This is a genomic window from Enterovibrio sp. QJM3NY_24 (assembly GCF_057786035.1).
This window is the reverse complement of the sequence record NZ_CM173520.1, coordinates 1,361,471-1,383,427: the sequence shown is the minus strand read 5'-3', so window position 1 is coordinate 1,383,427 and position 21,957 is coordinate 1,361,471. Positions and strand designations below refer to the sequence as shown.

Genomic DNA, 21,957 nt, shown 5'->3' with positions numbered 1-21,957 from the left:
GAGCGGCTATTGCCGCTCTCTTATTTCTTATATGATCCTGACCTACAGGTCTGAACATCATTTAATAAGGTAAGCCTAAGATGGAACGTAAAACCCTTGCCAATGCGATCCGTGCTCTAAGCATGGACGGTGTACAAAAAGCCAACTCTGGTCACCCAGGTGCCCCAATGGGCATGGCGGACATCGCTGAAGTCCTGTGGCGCGACCACATGAATCATAACCCGCAAAACCCTGAGTGGGCTGACCGAGACCGTTTCGTACTGTCGAACGGCCACGGCTCAATGCTGATTTACTCTCTGCTTCACCTGACAGGTTACGATCTGTCGATTGATGATCTGAAACACTTCCGCCAATTGCATTCAAAAACCCCAGGGCACCCTGAATACGGTTATGCACCGGGCATTGAAACCACCACAGGTCCTCTAGGCCAAGGCATCACCAACGCTGTTGGTATGGCGATGGCAGAGAAATCACTGGCAGCGCAATTTAACCGCGACGGCCATGACATCGTTGACCACAACACCTTCGTGTTCTTGGGTGACGGTTGCTTGATGGAAGGTATCTCTCATGAAGCATGTTCACTGGCGGGTACGCTAGGTCTTGGCAAGCTGGTTGCGTTCTGGGATGACAACGGTATTTCTATCGATGGTCACGTTGATGGCTGGTTCACTGACAATACACCTCAGCGTTTTGAAGCATACGGTTGGCATGTTATTCCAGCAGTAGACGGTCACGATGCCGCAGCAATCAATGCGGCGATTGAAGCAGCAAAAGCAGAAACAGGCCGTCCGACCCTGATCTGTACGAAAACCGTGATTGGTTTCGGTTCACCAAACAAAGCAGGCACACACGATTGTCACGGCGCACCACTAGGCGCTGACGAAATTGAAGCAACCCGTAAACAACTAGGTTGGGAACATGGCCCGTTTGAAATCCCGCAGGACATCTATTCAGCGTGGTCTGCGAAAGACGCAGGCGCAGCTAAGGAATCGGCGTGGAATGAGAAACTTGCAGCTTATGAAGCAGCTCACCCTGGACTTGCAGCTGAATTCAAACGCCGCGTAAACGGCGAACTGCCAGCAGAATGGGAAGCGAAAGCGAGCCAAATCATCGCTGACTTGCAAGCCAACCCAGCCAACATTGCATCACGTAAAGCCTCTCAAAACGCGCTAGAAGCGTTTGGTGCCATGCTACCAGAATTCATGGGCGGCTCGGCTGACCTTGCGCCTTCAAACCTCACCATGTGGTCGGGTTCGAAAGCTGTCACAGCAGACGACGCATCTGGTAACTACATTCACTACGGTGTGCGTGAGTTCGGTATGACAGCGATCATCAACGGCATGTCACTGCATGGCGGTTTTGTGCCTTACGGTGCAACCTTCCTGATGTTCATGGAATACGCGCGTAACGCAATGCGTATGGCCGCGCTGATGAAAATTCAGAACATCCAAGTGTATACCCATGACTCCATCGGTCTGGGTGAAGATGGCCCAACACACCAGCCTGTTGAGCAAATCGCATCGCTTCGCCTAACACCAAACATGAGCACATGGCGTCCGTGTGACCAAGTGGAATCTGCTGTTGCTTGGAAACTGGCGATTGAACGTAAAGACGGTCCAACGTCGCTTATCTTCTCGCGTCAAAACTTAGCACAGCAAGCTCGTAGTGCGGATCAAGTAACCGACATCTCCAAAGGTGGTTATGTCCTACTGGACAGCGTTGGCCAACCTGAGGTGATTTTGATTGCCACGGGTTCTGAAGTTGAACTGGCAGTCAACGCAAGCAAAGATCTGTCGGCACAAGGCTTCAACGTGCGCGTTGTTTCCATGCCTTCAACAGACACCTTTGACAAGCAAGATGCGGCATACCGCGAGTCGGTGTTGCCTTCTGACGTAACAGCACGCGTTGCGATTGAAGCAGGCATTGCAGACTTCTGGTACAAGTATGTTGGCTTTGATGGTCGCATTATCGGTATGCACAGCTTTGGTGAGTCGGCACCGGCTGATCAGCTGTTCAAAATGTTTGGTTTCACGGTTGAAAACGTCGTTGAGACAGCGAAAGAGTTACTCGCATAACTTCCAGCTCAAACATAAAAAACCCGCCAATTGGCGGGTTTCTTTTTATCTGCTTGCTTTGAAATTGCGCGACCAGAAATTACGCGAATTGCTTTCTACGCAACTCTCGTGAAAGACCGAGGTACAAACTCACACACATCACCAACAAGAACACCGCGAACGGCAACCCCGTAGAAATGGTTGCTGCTTGAAGTGCCCCTAAGCCGCCCCCCATCAAAAGTGCTATCGCCGCAAGTCCTTCAATGGAGCACCAGAAAATACGCTGTGAAACTGGCGCATCAATTTTTCCGCCTGCCGTAATTGTATCAATAACCAGCGAACCCGAATCTGATGATGTCACGAAGAAAATAATCGTCAGAATCATACCAAAGAAACTGATCACGCCAGTAAACGGCAAGGCTTCAAACATCTTGTAGATGGAGAGCTCTGGCTGCCAGTTGCCATTGGTGATCAAGTTAACAACACCATTGTAGCCGCCATCCATTTGATCCAATGCCGTCGTACCAAACGTTGTCATCCAAACAATACAAACAATGGTTGGAGCAATCAGTACTGCCAGAATGAATTCACGAACACTACGGCCACGCGATACGCGTGCGATAAACATACCGACGAACGGAGACCAAGATACCCACCACGCCCAGTAGAAGGTTGTCCAACCATGGTAGAAACCAGAATCTTCACGACCCACCCAGTTAGACAAGGCTGGCAACCAGCTGAGGTAATCCACGGTGTTTGTCACAACACCTTTAAAAATGAGTATGGTTGGGCCAACAACAATCACAAAGATCATCAGCATGCCAGCCATCACCATGTTGATCTCACTCAGACGTTTCACACCACCGTCCATGCCGCGATACACCGACACCAATGCCGCTAGGGTGATCAGCAAAATCAGAATAGATTTTGTTTCAATACCCGCATCAATACCAAACAGATAGTTGAGTCCGGCTGCAATCTGGTTCGCACCTATACCAAGCGATGTTGCCAAGCCAAACAATGTCGCCAGTACTGCCATGATATCGATGACGTGTCCCCAAACACCCCAAACGCGATCACCCAGCAACGGGTAGAAGGCGGAACGAAGTGTCAGCGGCAAACCTTTGTTGTAATGAAAGAAGGCCAACGCCAACCCCACCACCGCATAAACTGCCCACGCGTGAAAACCCCAGTGGAAAATCGATGCTGCCGTACCAATGCTTCGTGCCGCCTCAGAGCCAACGTCTAAGCCTAATGGTGGGTTAAGCGTGTGGTTCATAGGTTCTAACACGCCATAAAACATCAGGCCAATGCCGACACCTGCTGAAAACAGCATGGCAAACCACGCTGGGTAGGAGTAATCCGGTGTCGCTTCATCCCCACCCAGTCGAATTTTACCGACAGGCAAGAACGCGAGCACCAAACAAAAAATTAAAAATATGTTGGCTGAAATCACAAAGAACCAGTCAAACGACTGTGTGATTGCGGGGCGCAACCACCCAAAAAACTCTGCGGCTTGTTCTTGAAATATCAGCACACCCAATACAAACACCACCACCATGATGGCGGAAATTGGGAAAACAGGGTTGTGGAAATCAAGCCCTAGTGCGTTAACGTTATCTTGACCAACTTTATAATCAGTATTGTATTGATCGTCATTATTCACTTCCGATGTTGAATCACTCACAGCATTGCCTCCTTTTACTGCTCTCACACGACTAAGCAGTAATAACAATGCCCTTTCTCACGTCTTCTTGCATGAGAAAGGGCATTTATTAAACATTTTCATCGTGTACTTTGTGCGGCAATGATGACCAATAGCCTCTAAAAAATCAGATAAAATCCCTTTTCATCCCAATTAATGAGCAATCAGTCAGGCACGTAATGTAAGTGCAACTCAATATCTCACACAAAAGACATCGAGATTTAATGATGAGAACATAAGGCGTTAAAATGGAAAAATGGATGATAATCTATTAATCCAGTGGCAAACGCGTGAGACTCCAATGCGCCTAGCCAATAAAAAACGCGCCCATCAGCGCGTTTATATAGTGTCTGCCTCACTGACTAGAATGAGGCTTCAAAGACTGTGGCTAAACAACCCTCTCGGATCGCTACCAAATCGATTGCCGCCCTTTGTTCCTCGAAGCAATAAGAACACCGCAAAAATCAACCCACCCACCAACGGAATCATGTTTATCAACATCCACCATCCTGACTTGTTGATGTCGTGCAATCGCCTTATCGTCACGCCTAAGGAGGGTAGCAATGTGATTCCCCACCATAGCAATGCCGCATTGAGTTTCATGATATGAAAGTTCTCAACGCCTACAGAGGCAACATCTAACCAAACACAAAATGCCAATATCAAATTTTGAGTGAAAAAGTAGCCGAAATATTCCTTTCTTCTCGCTCTTCCATAAAACGTTGCATACTTCAAATAGCCGAGGAATAGCCACTTCATTTGTCTTCCCTTACTGCCGGAGGAGGGGGTATCTATGTCAAAATCGACTAGCACGCTAACAAAGCATAAGGGTAGAAACGGGGATATATCCCTCATAAATACAAGTGGCTTCTGCACTTACATATTAACTCTCAGTATTAATACGTGATCTTATAAATGGCAATTCATACAGTTGCATTCTCATTCTCGGACATAGGAAAAAATGAGACATTTTTAACGCAGTGAACGTTCAATTAACAGCAAGCATAAAACAAAAAGCCAGTCGAGATGACTGGATTTTTGCGTATTAAAAACAATAAATTATCCGTCGAATGTACCGTTGTTGCCGTGGCTGGCCTGATGACATTTAGGGTCAACACCGAAGCGATTCTCTCCTTTGGTACCTTCAAAGGCCTGCATAATAAGCAAAGCAATTACGCCAAAAGGAACTATACCGAGTAATGCCCACCAACCAACGCGATCAGTGTCGTGCAATCTGCGCACCGTCACCGCGAGAGTCGGAATAAACACGGCCACCGCATATACCATGCCCAGAGTGCCAATACCGGCTTCGGCATTAAAAGACCCGACCCATTGGTCGACAAAGCCCAGTGCAAAGGAAACCAAAACATTGATCAAGATAAACGTCCAGTATTCCTTTCTACGCGCTCGCCCTTTAAATAATGCGTATTTCTTAAGCACCCCAATATACTCGTTCATTGTTTTCTCCAACTTCACTCATCACTCAATGCTAATGGCACTTTGTACCTTATCGTTACTTTACCAAAGAAAGCGGCCCCCTAGTAATCTCTCGATGCAGGATCCTAACTCGCTCATCAGATTCATTTTGATAAGAAAAATCGATGTAATCGTGAATATCCAATTTTCTCGCTCAATGCACATTTCCCATGTTGCCAAAGCATGAACAACATGAGTAACTTACCTACCGAGAAAACCCCATGGACGTATCACTGAATGAGAAAGCTAGGCCCACAAACGAAGCAGCACGAAGAAAAGCCGTCTCGCTTAGTGGCATGGCTGCCCGTCGTTTTGGCCGTTATTGCGACAATGAGTTGGGCAGGTAACATCACCTTGGCCAAACTAGTGAACGCGACCATCCCCCCTATGGGGCTGTCTTTCTGGCGTTGGACAGTGGCTGCGGTTGTACTCTTTCCCTTCGTCTATAAACCCATGCGCGCACAGTGGCCGTTGCTTAAGCAACATCTCGGTTTGGTACTTGTCCTCGCATTGCTTGGTGTCGCCGGATACAACAGTCTTGTTTACATTGCACTGGAAAATACACTCTCGACCAACGTCGTGATCTTGCAATCTACTTCTCCATTGATGATTTTACTGGTGCAGTTTTTGTTGCTGGGCCACACAACAACGCTTAAACAAACGATCGCCATTGCTATCTCAGCTATCGGCGTGCTGCTGATCATTACCAAAGGTCAGCTCATCTCGGATTTTTCCATTGGTCAAAGTGAGCTTATTGCCCTGTTCGCCATTCTGGTATGGGCGACTTACTGCGTATTGGTCCAACGTTTACCGGAAGCGCTCAAAGGCTTACCTATTCTTGGCTATACCGTGTACATCGGCACGGCAATGATTTTCCCCGTTTATCTTGCTGAGTCTGTGTTTATTCAAACCATGCCTGTGTCATTCAATAGCGTGGCGATTTCCCTCTATACCGGAATCTTCGCGTCTGGCATTGCGTTTTTCTGTTGGAACAGTGCGGTAATGAAGATGGGGGCGGCACAAACTGGGCAATTTATGCACCTCATTCCGGTGTTTGGCATTATCTTTTCAATGCTGTTACTCGGGGAACGAATGGCTGGCTATCACTATGTTGGCATTACCTTTATTATACTGGGGTTATTTATTGCTCATCTCCCTTCCAGAAAGCAACAACTCTCTTCACCACGATAAACACTGACCTGAAAATGAAGATTGAGTCACACCGCGACATTCCGTTATAGTGACGCCCAATAGCTACTAGGGCGTATCAACATGCTACATATTTCTCAAACCGTCTCGATCCCAGATGACGAAATCGACATTTCGTATATTCGTGCACAAGGTGCAGGTGGTCAGAACGTCAATAAAGTGTCCTCTGCCGTACACTTACGTTTTGATATCAACGCCTCGTCTTTGCCTGATTTTTACAAAGAAAGACTGCTTGCGCTGAAAGACAGTCGCATCACCAAAGAGGGTGTGATTGTGATAAAAGGCCAGCAATATCGTACGCAGGAAAAGAACCGCGATGACGCACTTTCACGCTTGCAGGAAATGATTAAAAGCGTGGGCATTGTTCAAAAGGCGAGAAGAGCGACCAAGCCGACTAAAGGGTCACAAAAAAGACGTGTTGATGGCAAAACACTACGTGGCAAAACGAAATCAATGCGTGGCAAAATACCATTATAAAAAGGCCAAGCTTGCGCTTGGCCATTCTCACACCGTCTCCGCAATACGTTAACGGTATTCGTCTTAAGTTCCGTCTCCATTACCTCCATTTCGAAGACACTCATCACAACGTTTTATTGGCACGCTAAGGCCTCAATACAAACAAGCCTTCACTGGTCTGATGTCACACAACGCAAATCGTATTCACACCGTTACTTGTCACTCCTCAGCACTTAGTGTCCAATCAAATAGAATCAATAAGAGGAGTTTTACGTGTCTCAAGCCCACTTCAGTGATTACCCACTCGCCCAAACTCAAGCCATTGTCTGGAATGATATGGATGCCCTCCAGCACATCAACAACACCGTATATTTTCGCTATTTTGAAGATGTTCGCGTGGTCATGCTCGAAGAACTGAACGTATTTGATCACGTCAAAAGCCACAACATTGGCCCTGTTGTGGCGTCAACACGCTGTGACTATCGCGCCCCACTGGTGTACCCCGATACCATCACGACCGTTTCATGGGTCGAAGATGTGCAAGAGAAGCGCTATACCATGAAATATGAAATCCACAGCCATAACCAACAGCGATGTGTCGCGGTGGGTGAAGCACTGATTGTTTACTGTGATTTTAAAACCGGTAAAAGTTGCGCGATTCCGACAGAAACAACCAAACAGCTTCAACGCTATTTACGATAGATCGTGACGACGTCTTTGCTATCCATTCATGACCTAAAATCGGGTTTTGAAAGCACACAATTAGCCCCTCTTTCTATTGCGTTAGCCATGGGCGAACATCTTGCCCTAAGTGGCGCATCTGGCTGCGGAAAAACCTGCCTACTAAAGGTTATCGCTGGCTTGATGCCCGCGCAAAGCGGCGAGGTCCACTGGCAACAACAGCACATCAGTGATAACCATCTTGTCTGGTGGCGCAAACAATGCTGCTACTTACCTCAAATACCGATCATGGGTGCTGACACAGTGGAAGGTGTATTGCGCTTACCTTGGACGCTCAAAGCAGAATCATCACCGATCCCCAATGATGAACGCTGCATCGCTGTGCTTGTTCAGTCAGGGTTATCACATGCACTCAATGCTGAGGTGAAGACGCTTTCAGGCGGTGAAAAACAGCGGTTAGCCATTGCACGTGCGCTTTTACTGCATCGCCCGATCTGGTTATTGGATGAACCCACTTCTGCACTAGATCCCGCCAGCCGCGACAAGCTGATAGCACTGCTTTCTAATTCTCCGATCATTCGCGTTTCGATTTCGCACGATCCAATATGGCTGCAGTCGGCTAATAAGGTGTTGAACATGGGAAATAGTTATGGGTGACGCGTTAAACATCAGCAATGGCGCATTGGCCGCTTTCTATTTGATCTTCCTCCTCCCGCTGTTGCTGTTTCAACGCTGGCAATTGGGGTTAAGTAAGCCACTCATTGCTTCTGTTACGCGTATGACATTGCAACTGGCCGTGGTGGGCTTATATCTGCAAACTTTGTTTGATTTTGCCAACATCCTCCTCAACACTCTGTGGCTACTCGTGATGATTTTGGCCGCTAGTTGGACAGTGTGTCGTCAGGCGGGTGCGAATGTGAAAACATTACTTTTACCTGTCTTGTCCGGTCAAATTATCGCCTTGACCTGTTTGCTGCCCGTTTTGCTCATTGGCGTGATTCAAGCAGAGCCATGGTGGCATGCGCAGTATTTAATGCCTGTCGCTGGGATGTTGCTTGGCAACGCGCTTTCTGCCAACGTTCTTGCACTTGACCGATTTCACGCCAGCTTGAATCAGCGCCATGATGAATTTCAGTTCTATTTATCTTTAGGATCACCTGACCCAAGTAAGCCATTTTTGAGAGAAGCATTCATTGCCGCGCTTCGCCCTCCGTTGGCAGCCATGAGCACCTTAGGTATCGTCAGTCTTCCCGGCATGATGACAGGGCAAATCCTCGGCGGCACAAGCCCGCTACTTGCTGTGAAATACCAACTGGTGATCATGATAGCGATTTTTCTCACCGTCACTCTTTCGGTTGCCACCACCCTCAAATTTGCCAGCCACAGTGCGTTTGATCGGTTTGGGCAACTGAAGCTTTGAGCTTCAATCAATGCTAATCAGTGTCGGTGAGCCCCCATCACGCGCACCGCTCTGAACGAATCGATATACACAACCCGATCAAAAAAGCCCTGACTAAATCAGTCAGGGCTTTTTCATTCATTCGAACAAATCACTTTTTACTTACGACACCAAGAGCACCAGGCCAGGTAACAGTACAAACACGGTGGCAAGGTAGCCAACAACAGTCAGTTTCGATTTCACCGCATAGTCAGCAAGGGTCTCCGCACACTTAACAGGCAGATCACGTAGGAATGGCAGCCCATAAATCACCACGATGCCCAATACATTAAATGTGAGGTGGACAAGCGCAATTTGCAGGGCAAACACCGCGTTGTCGCCCGTCACAGCCGTTGCTGCAAGCAATGCGGTAATACAAGTACCAATGTTTGCGCCCAGCATGAACGGATACACTTTACGAACAGTCAATACGTTGGTGCCCACCAAAGGCACAACCAAGCTCGTAGTGGTTGATGAAGATTGAACAAGAATCGTCACTAGCGTGCCTGATGCGATGCCGTGGATAGGGCCGCGTCCAATCGCGCTATTAAGGACTTCACGCGCCCTGCCTACCATCAGTCTTTTCATCAGTTTGCCCATCACTGTAATCGCAGCGATAACCAAAAGAATGCCGAAGATAACCAAAGCAATACCGCCAAAGCTTCCTGGCAGCGCTTCAAATACCGATTTGGCGCCATTCACAACAGGCTTGGTGATCGGCTTAATGAAGTTAAAGCTCTTCATGCTCAGGTCGTCAGCATGCATCAGTGGAGAGACGAGCCAAGCTGATATCTTCGCTAAGAAGCCAGTCATCATTTCGAGAGGAAGGAAGATAGCAACAGCAATAAGGTTGAAGAAATCGTGTACTGTTGCGCAGGTAAAGGCACGACGGAACTCATCTTTACAGCGTGCATGACCCAAGCTGACCAGCGTGTTCGTCACTGTTGTGCCCACGTTGGCACCCATAACCATGGGGATAGCTAACTCGACTGGCAAGCCACCCGCCACCAACCCAACAATGATCGACGTCACTGTACTGGATGACTGAATAAGCGCTGTACCAATAATACCTATCATCAAACCCGCTACAGGGTTAGATGCAAATTCGAACAATTCTTTCGCGTGATCACCAGCAGCCCATTTGAAGCCACTGCCAATCATTGAAACCGATACCAGCAGCAGATACAGCATGGCGATAAGGGCAGCCCACTGCAGAGCGCGTTTGGTTGGAGCTTTGGACTGAGGTCCTTGCAGTGCGTCAGATTGGATGCTCATAACTCGTTTCCTGATATGTAAGTAATTTGTCAGTTCGCAGGCATCGTATGAATGTAATGTGACAAAAATATTACCAGCACGTTTAATTTGAATGTTTTTTGACTTTTTCGTGACGAGTTTGTGACCATTCAATAAAAAATCTCATCTTCACGAATCATCTCGCTCATTGATGAAGTGCAACCCCTTTCACTTGTGTATCTCCACTTCAATACGCAACCTCAATACGTAACAAAGCCAGCATTAGCTAGCTTTGTTAACACACGTGAAATTGGGGTGAGCTGATGTCTTGTTAGTAACCCATGGCTCTTGCGACAAACGCACGAGTACGATCATGTTGCGGGTTATCAAAGATTTGCGAAGGGGGCCCTTGTTCCACAATCACGCCGCCTTCCATGAAAATCACGGTGTCTGCAATATCACGCGCAAACTGCATCTCATGGGTAACAACAATCATGGTCTGTTTTTGCTGAGCCAGTTGTTTCATGACAGACAACACTTCGTCGATCCATTCAGGGTCAAGCGCGGATGTCGGCTCATCAAACAAAATCACCTCGCCTTTGCACGCCATCGCGCGCGCAATGCCGACACGCTGCTGCTGACCGCCAGAGAGCTGTGCCGGATACTTATGAAGGTGGTCCATCATGCCCACGCTCTCAAGTAGTTTTCTGGCGGATTCTTCTGCTTGTGCTTTAGGCTCTTTCCAAACGGTAATCAGAGATTCCGCCACATTCGCCAGCGCCGTTTTATTCGCAAACAGCGCGTAACTTTGAAACACGAAACTGCTCTGTTTGCGTAACTGATGAATGTCAGACTTGGTGGCTTTTTCTGCAGTGACGCTAACCCCACCAATTTGAATGTCTCCGGTTGTTGGCGTTTCGAGAAAGTTCAGGCAACGCAACAGCGTGGATTTTCCTGTGCCCGATGGCCCAATGATCGCCACAATCTCACCTTGATGAATGTCAAGGTCGATGTGCTTTAGCACTTCTACGTCACCAAAGCGTTTGCTTAACCGTTTGACACTAATCATCGCGCATACGCCTTATTCAACCTGACTTCCAACATTGACTGAACCTGGGTGAAGAAAATCACCACCAGCCAGTAAATCAGTGCGACGGCCAAAAATGCTTCAAAGAACTTAAAGCTCGATGACGCTTCCATCTGCGCTTTCGCCATGATTTCTGCCACACCCAGCGTAAAGGCCAACGAGGTACTTTTGATCATATCGATAAAATAGTTCATTAGCGATGGCGTCGCGACACGTGCAGCCTGAGGCAAGATAATGCGTCTCATGGCTTGAAGTTCAGTCATACCAACACTGAGGCTCGCTTCCAGCTGGTTCTTATCAATCCCCATTATGGCGGCGCGAATGCTCTCGGCCATGTACGCAGAGAAATGAAGCGAGATACCAATGACCGCCGCAGTAAATGCATCCATACCGACGAAAATCGGGAACACTTGTGGCAGACCGTAATACAGTAAAAACAATTGAACCAGCAACGGTGTCCCTCTAAAGAAAGAGATATACACCACCACAATCGCATTCAATACGTTGACTCTGAACACCCTTACCAGTGCGAGAAACACCGATAACACCAGAGCAATCGCAAAGCCTATCAGCGACATTTCTAGGGTGACTCCCAGATACTTTACCAGTATCGGGAGCAGCGCTAGCATGTAGTCAAAATCGAAGCCGTTCATTATTGGGTAATGTCAGAGTCGAACCATTTCTGAGAGATTTCGCTTAGGGTGCCGTCGGCTTTCATCTCGGTCAGTGCTTGGTCAACTTTGGTTTTAATCGCTAATTTTTCAGGCGTGTTCAAAAATGGCATCGCGTTCTGAATCGTCTCGAACGGTTCGCCCGCCAGTTGCAATGGCAAGCCAGACTTTTGAATAAGCTGTGCCGAAGAAACGCGGTCCATGATGAAAGCATCGGTGCGGCCTAGCGCCACATCTTGCTCAAATCCAGAATCATACGTGATGATGTTGATTTCGTTTTTCTTGTCGTAGTTACGCAGTAGTTGCTCAAAGTTACTGCCAAGGTTCACCGCGACTTTCTTGCCTTTCAGGTCATCAATACCTGCGATGTCATCACGGCCCTTTCGGATCACAACTTGCGCACCATCCAAAACGTAAGGGACGGAGAATGCGTACTTAGCAGTGCGCGCTTCGGTGATGGTAATTTGGTTACTGATGGTGTCGATATGACCCGCTTCTAACATGCCAAACAAACCAGAAAAACTCGATGTCACGAATTCAACGTTATAGTCAGCACGCTTACCAATCTCGTTCCAAACATCAATTTCAAAGCCCTGCAGTTCATCCATTTTCACAAAAGTGAATGGGAAATAACGGCCAGACATACCCACTTTCACATCGTCTTGAGCCAGTGAAGCAGTAGCGGTAACGCTGGTTGCCAAAGCAAGGGTGGCAAGCAAAAGATTTTTCATTGAAGACATTTTTATTACTCCATTTTTTTGATGTCGCCAATGTAACCTAAGTGAAATTTTGTAATAAATAACGAAACGATCTATTTAATACTCTGTAAATAAGACATTTACTGGCCTTATAGTTTGCAGTATAAAAATTGAACGGTGTTTTTGACTAAGATAATCCCAATTCACCCATATTTATTCACTCCAATAAGCCTGAGAAGTAAAAACAATCGCCCCACTTAACCGTTAATGCTGCTTCCGTCGACAAATGCAGAGCATCACGCACAAAAAAGCGGATGCCGTTTAGCACCCGCTCATGTTATCTAACAGCCATCACCAGGAACGAGAAGAGCGACTCCCCGGCAGAAGATCAAGAAGGGCATTTCACTCTTCCTTGATGCGTCGATCATTCATTGTAGATCGTAGAGCGCCAGCCTCCAGTCACAGAGAGAAGAATCACCGTAATCACACGGCAAATAGTGTTAATAAGATCACTAAAATCAAGGATATGTGATTGCCTTCTCAGTCAGTTCAACATGCAACATTTCTCCAGTAAAGGGCTTATTTGTCCAATATCTTAAGCACCAGACCGAGCGCATAATCAGGCCATCTCCCTACAAATCTAAAAACATTAAACAAAGGTCTGAACCATGAAAACTAACTTAGCAGAGTTGAAGCGTCACCTACTCACCGGCACCAGCCACATGTTGCCATTCGTTGTTGCAGGTGGTGTTCTACTTGCTCTATCTGTCATGCTTGGCGGTAAAGGCGCGGTACCTGAAGGTGTGTTCCTTGAAGGCATTTGGGACATGGGTATCGCAGGTTTCACCCTGTTTGTTCCTGTTCTTGGCGGTTACATCGCTTACTCAATCGCAGACCGTCCAGCATTGGCTCCAGGTATGATTGGTGCTTACCTTGCTAACCAAGTACAAGCGGGGTTCCTTGGTGCAATCATCGTCGGTTTCATCGCAGGTTACGTTGTTCTACAACTGAAGCGCATTCCTCTTTCTAACAAGCTTAAAGCGCTTTCAACCTACTTCATTATTCCAATCGGCGGTACGTTCATCGTATCAGCACTGGTTGTTTGGGTAATCGGTCAACCTATCGCTGGCTTCATGGCATTCATGAACGAAGGCCTGCAATCCATGGCTGGCGCATCTAAAGCGGTTCTGGGTGCAGTGCTAGGTGGGATGACAGCATTCGATATGGGCGGCCCAATCAACAAAGTCGCAACCCTGTTCGCACAAACTCAAGTTGGCACTCAACCTTGGTTGATGGGCGGCGTTGGTGTGGCAATCTGTGTGCCACCACTCGGCATGGCTCTGGCAACTTTCCTTGCTCCTAAGAAATACTCTCCAGAAGAAAAAGAAGCCGGTAAAGCAGCAGCAATCATGGGTTGTATCGGTATCACTGAAGGTGCAATTCCCTTCGCAGCCAATGACCCAGCACGCGTTATCCCAGCCATCGTAGCAGGCGGTATCGTCGGTAACGTTGTGGCCTTCATGGCAGGTGTGCTTAACCACGCGCCTTGGGGTGGCCTGATTGTTCTACCCGTCGTTGAAGGTCGCATGATGTATGTCATCGCGGTTATTGCAGGTGCCGCAACCACAGCCCTTGTTGTGAACGCACTGAAAAAACCCGTCGCTGACCGTGAAGAAGAAACAAAAGCAAACACTGAAGAACTTGAACTGTCCTTCGACTAATACATGTTTAGCTAAAACCACGAATTAACGGAGCGACGACCTCCAATAACGTTGTCGCTCCACACTGAACTAATAACAATAAAAGTGTAAAAGAGAGATTGATTATGAAACTTATCGGCGTAACTTCTTGCCCATCTGGCGTTGCTCATACTTACATGGCAGCAGAAGCACTGGAAACCGCGGCTCGCGCAAAAGGCTGGGACGTTAAAATTGAAACTCAAGGCGCCATTGGCGTTGAAAACGAACTTTCCGCAGAAGACGTTGCATCGGCAGATGTGGTTATCTTAACCAAAGACATCGCCATCAAACGAGAAGAGCGTTTTGCGGGTAAGAAGATTGTTCGTGTCACCGTTACCCAAGCAGCAAAACAAGCCCCTGACATTATCAGTAAGTTAGAGAGCATGTTAGCGCAAGCTTAATCATTCCAGCGGAGTGGATGCCAAACCCACTCCGCTTTCTTCGTTTTTACCATCCGTAAAGCTCCACTTATTTACCTACCTTCTTACATCGCTTTACGCATTCGTATTCAATAAAAGATAAATCGCCATGCACATCAACATTACTGAATCACTCACCCATTTTAACGGAAAGCTTGTCGCCATTTGCAGCAACGAGAGCACGCCACCGGAAGGCGCATATCAAGTCAATTTCAACCGCCTTGAAATTATTCTTGAGGGAGAATACGACCTGATTGTGGATGCCAAAGGTGGCTGTAGCCAGCTAACGCTGAAACAAGGAGAGATGGTGTACATCCCTTCCAATGCCTGGAGCAAGCCGACGTGGGAGAAGCCATGCAAAATGGTTTCTGTTCTGTTTGGCAAGCATCAGGTTGGGTTCAGTTTTGTGCAGTACACAACGGAAGGAGGGTTTGTGGACGTGCAAAAGCATGCGCTTTCACTGCCATCATCCATGGCCTTGGAGCATGTGCTGGACGCTCTCAACTGCATGAGTGATAAAAGCCGCTCGAACGTAATGGGAGAACACCTCGCCAATGCGCTGATTCTGTATTGTCTCGAATTGCTAGACAACCCCGTTCAAAGCAAAATCAGCCGCAGTGAAAAGCTTTACCGCAGCATGTGTATTTACGTGCAAGAGAACTTCCACAAAGACATTACCCGTGTTTCCGTCGCCAACCGATTTGGTGTGTCGTCCGCCCATGTTTCACGTTTGTTTAACCAAGAAGGCTCTGTGAAATACGCTGACTACGTGACCTATGTTCGCCTTGACCGTGCCAAATTCATGCTGAAAAAATACAACTTTAAACTAGAAGAAATTGCTCATCGTTGCGGGTTCAAAGACACCAATTATTTCTGCCGCGTGTTTAAGAACAAAACAGGTAAGACACCAAGTGGGTATCGATTGGGGGCGGTTTGAGGCCCGAGGTTAGCAGTCAGAAGTCAGAGATGGCTACCCCTCCCAGATTTAGCTTTATACGCGAGGAGTCTAATGTGGTTTCCTAATGCATTGATGCTAAAACCAATTACCGAATCATTGACGACGGTTGATAAATGAATGTTGCAGTAGTACTCTTCATTTAGGTTAGTTGGAAGCCTACCTCGCCAAAGCAATCGTACCAACGCATAAACCAGAGTTAATCAGCATTTCACTCACATATCATCCCACAACCCATAGCGAGTAGGTTGTATACAAGGAGGACGATATGCGTCATCAAAACAATCCCGATCTTCAACTGTGGCTTCGCGAAGCCAAGTTTCTACAAAAAGCCGCTCAGTCTGATTCACTGGCACAATCTCTGCCCGTGCTTAGGCGTTTGCTTGAATCTAAGATATTCACCGATATCACCTTGCCAGAACTCAAGCGTCACTCCGCCACTATTCAACGTAAGCATCTACTTCATATGTTGGCAGCCGAGAATGGATGGAGCTGTTGGGCGGACTTTAAGAAAATCGTTTCAGCGGCTCCGAAAGGTACACTTCTCCCCTATAGCACCGAACGGCTAGATGCTGGTTACTTGGTTCAGTGGTTCTCGTCTGTTTCGGAGGCGCAACGCTATACCGAGCAACACAGTGGAAAAGTGGTGAAGGTGGGCAGTCAGGCAGCCGTAGTGCCAGAACAATAGAAAACTTGGCGTAAACGGAGGGGCATCCTCCGTTTTTTCATGAGAATTAAATCGGTTTTGCCCCTTTCCGTGTTTGCGCGTTCAGATCTCCTAAGCCTCTCTTTAAACATTTTCACTAGATTTTCTTAGACTAAAACGTGATGTAGATTTAAAACTCGGTATTGTTGAATACCCGCAAGCGAGTTGGTACAGCCATGTTGTCAGTGCGCTTGCATTATCTCAATACTCGACAAAGGTGATATAGCTATCATATTGAAAAAAAAGACTTAGATGAGTCGTAACAATACCCACCCCCCCCCCAAAAATGCCCATTATAATATGCCGAAAATCCACACAATTTATAGGGTATAACAGTGAAAAAATTAGCTCTAATCGCCGCAATATCTGTGACATTGGTGATGTCAGGTTGCGCGAGACAAATGGCAGACAATCCTGAGTACTACAGAGACGTACAAACACTAAATGTACAGAAAGACAACCTAACTTTCGGTGAACTTTTCTATATTTATTCAGTGGAAGACAAAACAGTACCGATGAATGTATATGCGATTGCGACCGATGAAGGAGATGGACGGATAAAGATTGCAATGAGAATGGCACGTCAAGACTCAAATCTTATCGTTGCCAGTAGTAACTACATCTACAAGATCACGCGCAATGGCTTAACACTCATTGAACATATTCCAGAGCAGACTGGCCTCATTGGAAGTTGGTGGATACCGAGACTCGATAGTAGAGCGTTAAACGTGCTTCAAGCAAGCAAACCCGCACCCACAATATGGGTTGAAAAATCACCGAATCACTTCTCGTACGAAGCTGAAAATTTTGTTGCAACGCTAACGCCACCAGTACAACTCCCTACCTCTTTGGACCATTTGGGAAATGAACCCTCTCTGAGGCTGATGGTTAATGCGAACTGCAAAAAGTTAGGTATAGGTACAAGACCAGAATATACAGATGTGGGTATTGGCGGTGAGCTACTCATTTCAGCTATCGTTTCCTGCAACTTAGCTTACTCGAGTCCTGAATATAGCCTTAACAATGCTACCTTGGCAGCGATAAGAGCAGCGGGCGTTCAGGGGTTAAAAAACATCAAAATAAGTACTTCCAGCGGCACGATAGACCTGCCACTTTCCGGTTTTAATTATGCGTACAGTATGGCGCAGAGGGGAGTTATCAAGAAAAAAGAGTGAAAAACCTGTAATCCCTTGAATAGCCACTTGGTCTGTGGGCTGGAACAAATTTGATTTTGCCCAAGCTCAAATTATCCTAGGTTAGTGGTGTAGTGGTTTAATGATCCCGGACACCATTTAAGGTGGTAAAGTCACCACTAAAGAAAGAGGTGTTCCATGACAAGACAACGTCGTTCATTCTCCGCTGAATTTAAACTAGAAGCAGCCTGTTTGGTACTTGACCAAGGGTATTCAATTGCTGAGGCTAGCCGCTCATTAAACGTCGGTGAAACGGGACTCAGACGCTGGGTCACACAACTTGAACAAGAGCGCGGCGGTAGTACGCCAGTTTCCAAAGCCTTAACGCCAGAGCAGCAGAAAATCCAAGAGTTAGAGGCAAGGATCCATCGACTTGAACGAGAAAAATCTATTCTAAAAAAGGCTACTGCTCTCTTGATGTCGGACGAACTCGAACGTACGCGCTGATAGACCAATTGAGAGAGCAAGAACCGGTAGAATTGGTCTGTACTGTGTTCGATATCGCCACGTCGACTTACTATGAGCACTGCCAACGACGCCATGATATTGATGCTGAACGTTTGCATCTTCGTAGCGAGATCAACCGACTGTTTACGCTGAGCAGAAGCTCTGCGGGTAGTCGCACTCTGGTCGGCATGATGTGTGAAATCGGACATAAGATTGGACGATTCAAGGTTCGCCGATTGATGAAAGAGGCACAACTCATCAGCAAGCAACCCGGTTCACATAACTATAAGCAAGCTACGGTTGAACGGCCTGATATTCCCAATCAGCTTGATCGTCAGTTCACTGTCGACGCCCCAAATCAAGTATGGTGCGGCGATATTACCTATATATGGGCGGGTCATCGTTGGTGCTATCTTGCCGTTGTCATTGATCTGTATCGCAGACGGGTTGTCGGTTGGGCCATGTCTGACAGTCCTGATGCGGCATTGGTGACAAAAGCGTTGTCGATGGCGTATGAGCAACGAGGAAAACCAAGTGGCGTGATGTTCCATTCGGATCAAGGCTCCCAATACAGCAGTCGCCAGTTTCGACAACACCTGTGGCGGTATCGGATGACACAAAGCATGAGTCGCCGTGGCAACTGCTGGGACAACGCTCCAATGGAAAGGCTATTTAGAAGTCTAAAATCTGAATGGATACCAGCAACAGGCTATGCATCTTTTGCTGAGGCATCCAAAGATATCAGCCATTACCTGATGAGCTATTACAACTGGAAGAGACCGCATAGTTATAACGGTGGTCTTCCACCTGCGAAAGCTGAAAATCAGCCTAATTTACTGTCCGGAATGAGTTGACCACTACATGGCTTAGAGCTTGCACTCTAAGCCGTTTCTGCCCCAAAGTGAGTTAGCCAATTTTCAATAGTCTTCAAACGAGGAATATAATCATAGAAAGACATCTTTCAGGTGTTATCCATTCATTAAATAAATCCTGCTTCCACTTCTGCCTAATCATTAGTCACTCACTCTGCTATGAGATAAAAATCAAGACTTGCTTTATGCACTTCATGGTACATTCCAGCCAAATAATTTAGACAGTGATGGCGTGTTGCGTGCCGATGATCAAAGGGCGGTAGCATACGCCGGATGTGGGGAAGACAATCTAATGAGACATTTTAAGAAAGTAAGTCACCGACAGTTTTCTTCATTTATTTCTAAATGTGTCTGTTCCAAGAAGCTAGTCAGCTATGCCTCATAGGATAATATTTTCATTCTTAATGAAAGGTAAGATTAACTACTATATTACCGATTTTCGAGTTTTAATATCTATAAATCAGTAAGTTAATTTTATTTGTTGTGGTGCTTTTTATTCCGATAAAATTATTGTCGGTACTGGAGATTTAATGGCTTTTGATGCGTCTCCTTCTTGGAGTGGCTTTAATTACCAAGGCAAAGTAGCACTCTACTATGCTTTAACATTGATCAATGCAGACCCCGTAGGGACAGATTTTTCCGATCGTGCTCTGATGCTGGAAGACAATGAAGATTTTGAAATATTGTGTAATGGAAACTCTGTCTCTATCCATCAAGTTAAAGCGTATAACTCTAGCGCTTATGGTAAGTATTCTGATGCTCTACTTGAAATAACTCTAGAACTGTATAAACAAGAAGGTGTTATCGGAAAAATTCATACTTGGAAGAAAATTAACTCAAAACCAAATTTTCAAGATCTTGAAGCTTCTATGAAGGATGATTTAAAGATTCTTTTAGATCAATATCGAAACACCAATCCAAAGGATGGAAGTTCGATAATAGAAAAAGCGGTATCTACAGATAGAAATAAACCCAAGCAGGCAGCTATCTTGAGGGCGACCTTCCAGAACTTACCGCAGCACAGTTATTTGATGTTTTAAATTCTATTCATGGCGGGCAGAGCGACGCAACAAATCGAATAGATAGCTATCTGTACGAGGATAATAATAGGTTTTGCGATCTTGAGGAAGTTAACAAAAAGATTAAGTCAGAAATTTCAATAGCAATGGAAGCTCGCAATATTACTAGTACGACAGAGCAGTTAGAGAAAACATTTCACTATTTTCTAAGTATGATGGATAGATATATTATCCGGCGACATAAGACTAAGCAACAAGAAGAAAAAATATCGATAGCATTTAATGAGATTCTTGAGGTTCTTGAAAATGATCATGAAGATATTGGGGATGAATATCTGGCATATAAATTTAAAAATCAATTTGCCCATCAGATAGATGAATATATAAGTGATCCCGATGATTATACCGACCCAGAAGAAAACATTCTTTGCAATCTAAAAGAAGCAAGTAAGTTTCTTTTAAATCTTAGCCCAACGGATTTATGGGCGTATTACCGAAACTTCTGTCCCCATATTGATCTAGCACATGACAATAACACGACTAATGCTTTGGTAACGGATCTTGATGGTATCAGATATGTACTTATAAGAATCCTTCATGAAATCAATTTTGATCGAGCTTTACACAACGCATCAAAATATAATTTTAGTTATCGTACAACGACACCACCACACAAGAGTTTCCTTCCTACAACTATTACCTCTACCGCTAGAGTTACACAAATAGAAAGAAAAATCACATCAAATCCCAATATGTTTGAGACTTTGTTTGAGGTTGAAAACCTGATTTACAGTGGTTTAGAGGCTCATACATTTTGTCCAACTTCGATGGCACATACGGAAGCACCACCAGCTGAAGATGAAGATCCTCGAACTAAAAGAGATGATATTTTGAAACATATAACACTTGTGCCCATATCTACTGCAAAGGAAGCATTAAACTAATGATTAATATTATTAACAATATACTTTCCAGCAATGGATATAAACAAGTCGAACTCGCGTTAAAACAAGATGTGGCAGACTTCTACTTATTTTGTCCACTAACCGAAAGTAAACGAGAAGAATATTTTGTTACGGTACAACTTCGTACGCAGTCTGATATTACTGCACAACACCTACTGGAAAACCAAGTTCAAGACTGGTTTGAAAAAATCAGTCAGTCAGGTAAGGTAGATCAAACCTTTGAGAAAAATTGCACCATGCTTCTCTGCCACGAAGAAGATAAAATTAGCAGGAAAACAATACTGATGATTGAAGAGGATCAGTATAACTTTAAAAAAAATGTAATCGCAGGGTCTCAACAGGAGGTGCTGGCTTTAAAGAACTATCTGGCTCAAGAGCAAGTCGAAAAGGTTACCATCACGGTCATAAATAATATAATTAATGTAGATAGTGGTAAAGGTTTCCTTGATTTTAAAAAGAACAACAAGCTTCAAAAAAACCATTATTCTCTAATTTTAAAGATCGCACTCAAACTGCCTTTTATTACTTATAGTCCACAAGAGCAACAACTTAGCAATCTGCTTAATGATATTGATGACTCATTATCACCTGAGTTAGCTTTAATCTACAACCAATTAACAAACTTGGATGTAGAGTGGACTGAAAGTAATGCCGTTCAGAATGTTGAAATGGTTTGGGGGCGCTTAGTATGATTAACTTAAATAGAATCACCTTTAAGAACTTTAAGATATTTGGTGATAAGCCGTATACCATTAATTTTGAGAACTATCGGCTAGTTTTGCTTGATGGACCGAATGGGTATGGAAAAACATCGGTCTTTGATGGTATCGAGTTAGCATTGACTGGGAATTTGACTCGTCTTGTATCCCTGGAGGCCGCCAGAACCCCACAGATGTTGTTGTTGCGCATCAAGGGAAAGGTCATGTCGAAATAG

23 protein-coding genes are annotated in these 21,957 nt (G+C 45.7%); 16 read left to right on the top strand and 7 right to left on the bottom strand.

The window, feature by feature from the left end:
• The first annotated feature begins 80 nt into the window (after nucleotides 1-80).
• Nucleotides 81-2,075: a transketolase gene (tkt, locus tag AC3CIC_RS22345; protein ID WP_488516291.1), complete on the top strand. Its 1,995-nt coding sequence runs from the start codon at nucleotides 81-83 to the stop codon at nucleotides 2,073-2,075.
• A gap of 79 nt (nucleotides 2,076-2,154) precedes the next feature.
• Here tkt and AC3CIC_RS22340 read toward each other — a convergent pair whose 3' ends face one another.
• The 3 genes from AC3CIC_RS22340 to AC3CIC_RS22330 all read right to left on the bottom strand — a co-directional run bounded on the left by AC3CIC_RS22340 (nucleotide 2,155) and on the right by AC3CIC_RS22330 (nucleotide 5,217).
• Nucleotides 2,155-3,741: a BCCT family transporter gene (locus tag AC3CIC_RS22340; protein WP_488516290.1), complete on the bottom strand. Its 1,587-nt coding sequence runs from the start codon at nucleotides 3,739-3,741 to the stop codon at nucleotides 2,155-2,157.
• A 393-nt stretch (nucleotides 3,742-4,134) separates the two neighbouring features.
• Nucleotides 4,135-4,518: a DUF805 domain-containing protein gene (locus tag AC3CIC_RS22335; protein ID WP_488516289.1), complete on the bottom strand. Its 384-nt coding sequence runs from the start codon at nucleotides 4,516-4,518 to the stop codon at nucleotides 4,135-4,137.
• A 300-nt stretch (nucleotides 4,519-4,818) separates the two neighbouring features.
• Complete coding sequence (locus tag AC3CIC_RS22330; protein WP_394209352.1) at nucleotides 4,819-5,217, bottom strand: DUF805 domain-containing protein; 399 nt, start codon at nucleotides 5,215-5,217, stop codon at nucleotides 4,819-4,821.
• Nucleotides 5,218-5,472: 255 nt separating this feature from the next.
• Here AC3CIC_RS22330 and AC3CIC_RS22325 point away from each other — a divergent pair, with 255 nt between their 5' ends.
• The 5 genes from AC3CIC_RS22325 (at nucleotide 5,473) to AC3CIC_RS22305 (ending at nucleotide 9,001) form a co-directional block, all read left to right on the top strand.
• Nucleotides 5,473-6,426 (top strand): DMT family transporter, encoded by a 954-nt coding sequence (locus AC3CIC_RS22325; RefSeq protein WP_488516288.1) that lies wholly within the window; start codon nucleotides 5,473-5,475, stop codon nucleotides 6,424-6,426.
• Between the two features lie 81 nt (nucleotides 6,427-6,507).
• A complete protein-coding gene (gene arfB, locus AC3CIC_RS22320; RefSeq protein ID WP_016961836.1) occupies nucleotides 6,508-6,921 on the top strand; it encodes an alternative ribosome rescue aminoacyl-tRNA hydrolase ArfB in 414 nt (137 codons plus the stop codon).
• A 252-nt stretch (nucleotides 6,922-7,173) separates the two neighbouring features.
• On the top strand, nucleotides 7,174-7,602 hold the full coding sequence (locus AC3CIC_RS22315) for an acyl-CoA thioesterase (RefSeq protein WP_394209350.1): 429 nt from the start codon (nucleotides 7,174-7,176) through the stop codon (nucleotides 7,600-7,602).
• 3 nt (nucleotides 7,603-7,605) lie between these two features.
• Nucleotides 7,606-8,238 (top strand): ABC transporter ATP-binding protein, encoded by a 633-nt coding sequence (locus AC3CIC_RS22310; protein WP_488516287.1) that lies wholly within the window; start codon nucleotides 7,606-7,608, stop codon nucleotides 8,236-8,238.
• Nucleotides 8,231-9,001: an ABC transporter permease gene (locus AC3CIC_RS22305; protein ID WP_488516286.1), complete on the top strand. Its 771-nt coding sequence runs from the start codon at nucleotides 8,231-8,233 to the stop codon at nucleotides 8,999-9,001. Before AC3CIC_RS22310 ends, AC3CIC_RS22305 begins: the two co-directional genes overlap by 8 nt.
• Nucleotides 9,002-9,142: 141 nt before the next feature.
• Here AC3CIC_RS22305 and AC3CIC_RS22300 read toward each other — a convergent pair whose 3' ends face one another.
• The 4 genes from AC3CIC_RS22300 to AC3CIC_RS22285 form a co-directional block, all read right to left on the bottom strand.
• Nucleotides 9,143-10,294: a Na/Pi symporter gene (locus AC3CIC_RS22300; RefSeq protein WP_016961830.1), complete on the bottom strand. Its 1,152-nt coding sequence runs from the start codon at nucleotides 10,292-10,294 to the stop codon at nucleotides 9,143-9,145.
• Between the two features lie 289 nt (nucleotides 10,295-10,583).
• A complete protein-coding gene (locus tag AC3CIC_RS22295) occupies nucleotides 10,584-11,321 on the bottom strand; it encodes an amino acid ABC transporter ATP-binding protein (RefSeq protein WP_488516285.1) in 738 nt (245 codons plus the stop codon).
• On the bottom strand, nucleotides 11,318-11,992 hold the full coding sequence (locus AC3CIC_RS22290) for an amino acid ABC transporter permease (RefSeq protein WP_016961827.1): 675 nt from the start codon (nucleotides 11,990-11,992) through the stop codon (nucleotides 11,318-11,320). Before AC3CIC_RS22290 ends, AC3CIC_RS22295 begins: the two co-directional genes overlap by 4 nt.
• Nucleotides 11,992-12,750 (bottom strand): amino acid ABC transporter substrate-binding protein, encoded by a 759-nt coding sequence (locus AC3CIC_RS22285; RefSeq protein ID WP_016961826.1) that lies wholly within the window; start codon nucleotides 12,748-12,750, stop codon nucleotides 11,992-11,994. Before AC3CIC_RS22285 ends, AC3CIC_RS22290 begins: the two co-directional genes overlap by 1 nt.
• 626 nt (nucleotides 12,751-13,376) lie before the next feature.
• On the opposite strand from AC3CIC_RS22285, the gene AC3CIC_RS22280 reads away from it, so the two are divergent.
• The 10 genes from AC3CIC_RS22280 (at nucleotide 13,377) to AC3CIC_RS22235 (ending at nucleotide 21,957) form a co-directional block, all read left to right on the top strand.
• The gene (locus AC3CIC_RS22280; protein WP_016961824.1) at nucleotides 13,377-14,429 is read left to right on the top strand and encodes a PTS fructose transporter subunit EIIC; all 1,053 of its coding nucleotides are present in this window, start codon (nucleotides 13,377-13,379) and stop codon (nucleotides 14,427-14,429) included.
• A gap of 104 nt (nucleotides 14,430-14,533) precedes the next feature.
• A complete protein-coding gene (locus tag AC3CIC_RS22275; protein ID WP_347230846.1) occupies nucleotides 14,534-14,848 on the top strand; it encodes a PTS fructose-like transporter subunit IIB in 315 nt (104 codons plus the stop codon).
• Nucleotides 14,849-14,975: 127 nt separating this feature from the next.
• On the top strand, nucleotides 14,976-15,803 hold the full coding sequence (locus tag AC3CIC_RS22270; RefSeq protein ID WP_488516284.1) for an AraC family transcriptional regulator: 828 nt from the start codon (nucleotides 14,976-14,978) through the stop codon (nucleotides 15,801-15,803).
• 286 nt (nucleotides 15,804-16,089) lie between these two features.
• Nucleotides 16,090-16,509 (top strand): hypothetical protein, encoded by a 420-nt coding sequence (locus AC3CIC_RS22265; RefSeq protein ID WP_488516283.1) that lies wholly within the window; start codon nucleotides 16,090-16,092, stop codon nucleotides 16,507-16,509.
• Nucleotides 16,510-16,862: 353 nt separating this feature from the next.
• A complete protein-coding gene (locus AC3CIC_RS22260) occupies nucleotides 16,863-17,702 on the top strand; it encodes a hypothetical protein (protein WP_488516282.1) in 840 nt (279 codons plus the stop codon).
• Between the two features lie 156 nt (nucleotides 17,703-17,858).
• Nucleotides 17,859-19,021, top strand: a protein-coding gene (locus AC3CIC_RS22255; RefSeq protein ID WP_488514316.1) for an IS3 family transposase whose coding sequence is annotated in 2 segments (ribosomal slippage) — nucleotides 17,859-18,114 and nucleotides 18,114-19,021 — 1,164 coding nt in all. Because the reading frame shifts where the segments join, the coding sequence is not laid out codon by codon here.
• A 548-nt stretch (nucleotides 19,022-19,569) separates the two neighbouring features.
• On the top strand, nucleotides 19,570-20,079 hold the full coding sequence (locus AC3CIC_RS22250; RefSeq protein ID WP_488516281.1) for a hypothetical protein: 510 nt from the start codon (nucleotides 19,570-19,572) through the stop codon (nucleotides 20,077-20,079).
• A 5-nt stretch (nucleotides 20,080-20,084) separates the two neighbouring features.
• Nucleotides 20,085-21,002: an ABC-three component system protein gene (locus AC3CIC_RS22245; protein ID WP_488516863.1), complete on the top strand. Its 918-nt coding sequence runs from the start codon at nucleotides 20,085-20,087 to the stop codon at nucleotides 21,000-21,002.
• Nucleotides 21,002-21,715 carry an ABC-three component system middle component 1 gene (locus AC3CIC_RS22240; protein ID WP_488516280.1) on the top strand — a complete coding sequence of 238 codons (714 nt, stop codon included), beginning with the start codon at nucleotides 21,002-21,004 and terminating at the stop codon, nucleotides 21,713-21,715. Before AC3CIC_RS22245 ends, AC3CIC_RS22240 begins: the two co-directional genes overlap by 1 nt.
• A complete protein-coding gene (locus tag AC3CIC_RS22235; RefSeq protein WP_488516279.1) occupies nucleotides 21,712-21,957 on the top strand; it encodes an AAA family ATPase in 246 nt (81 codons plus the stop codon). Before AC3CIC_RS22240 ends, AC3CIC_RS22235 begins: the two co-directional genes overlap by 4 nt.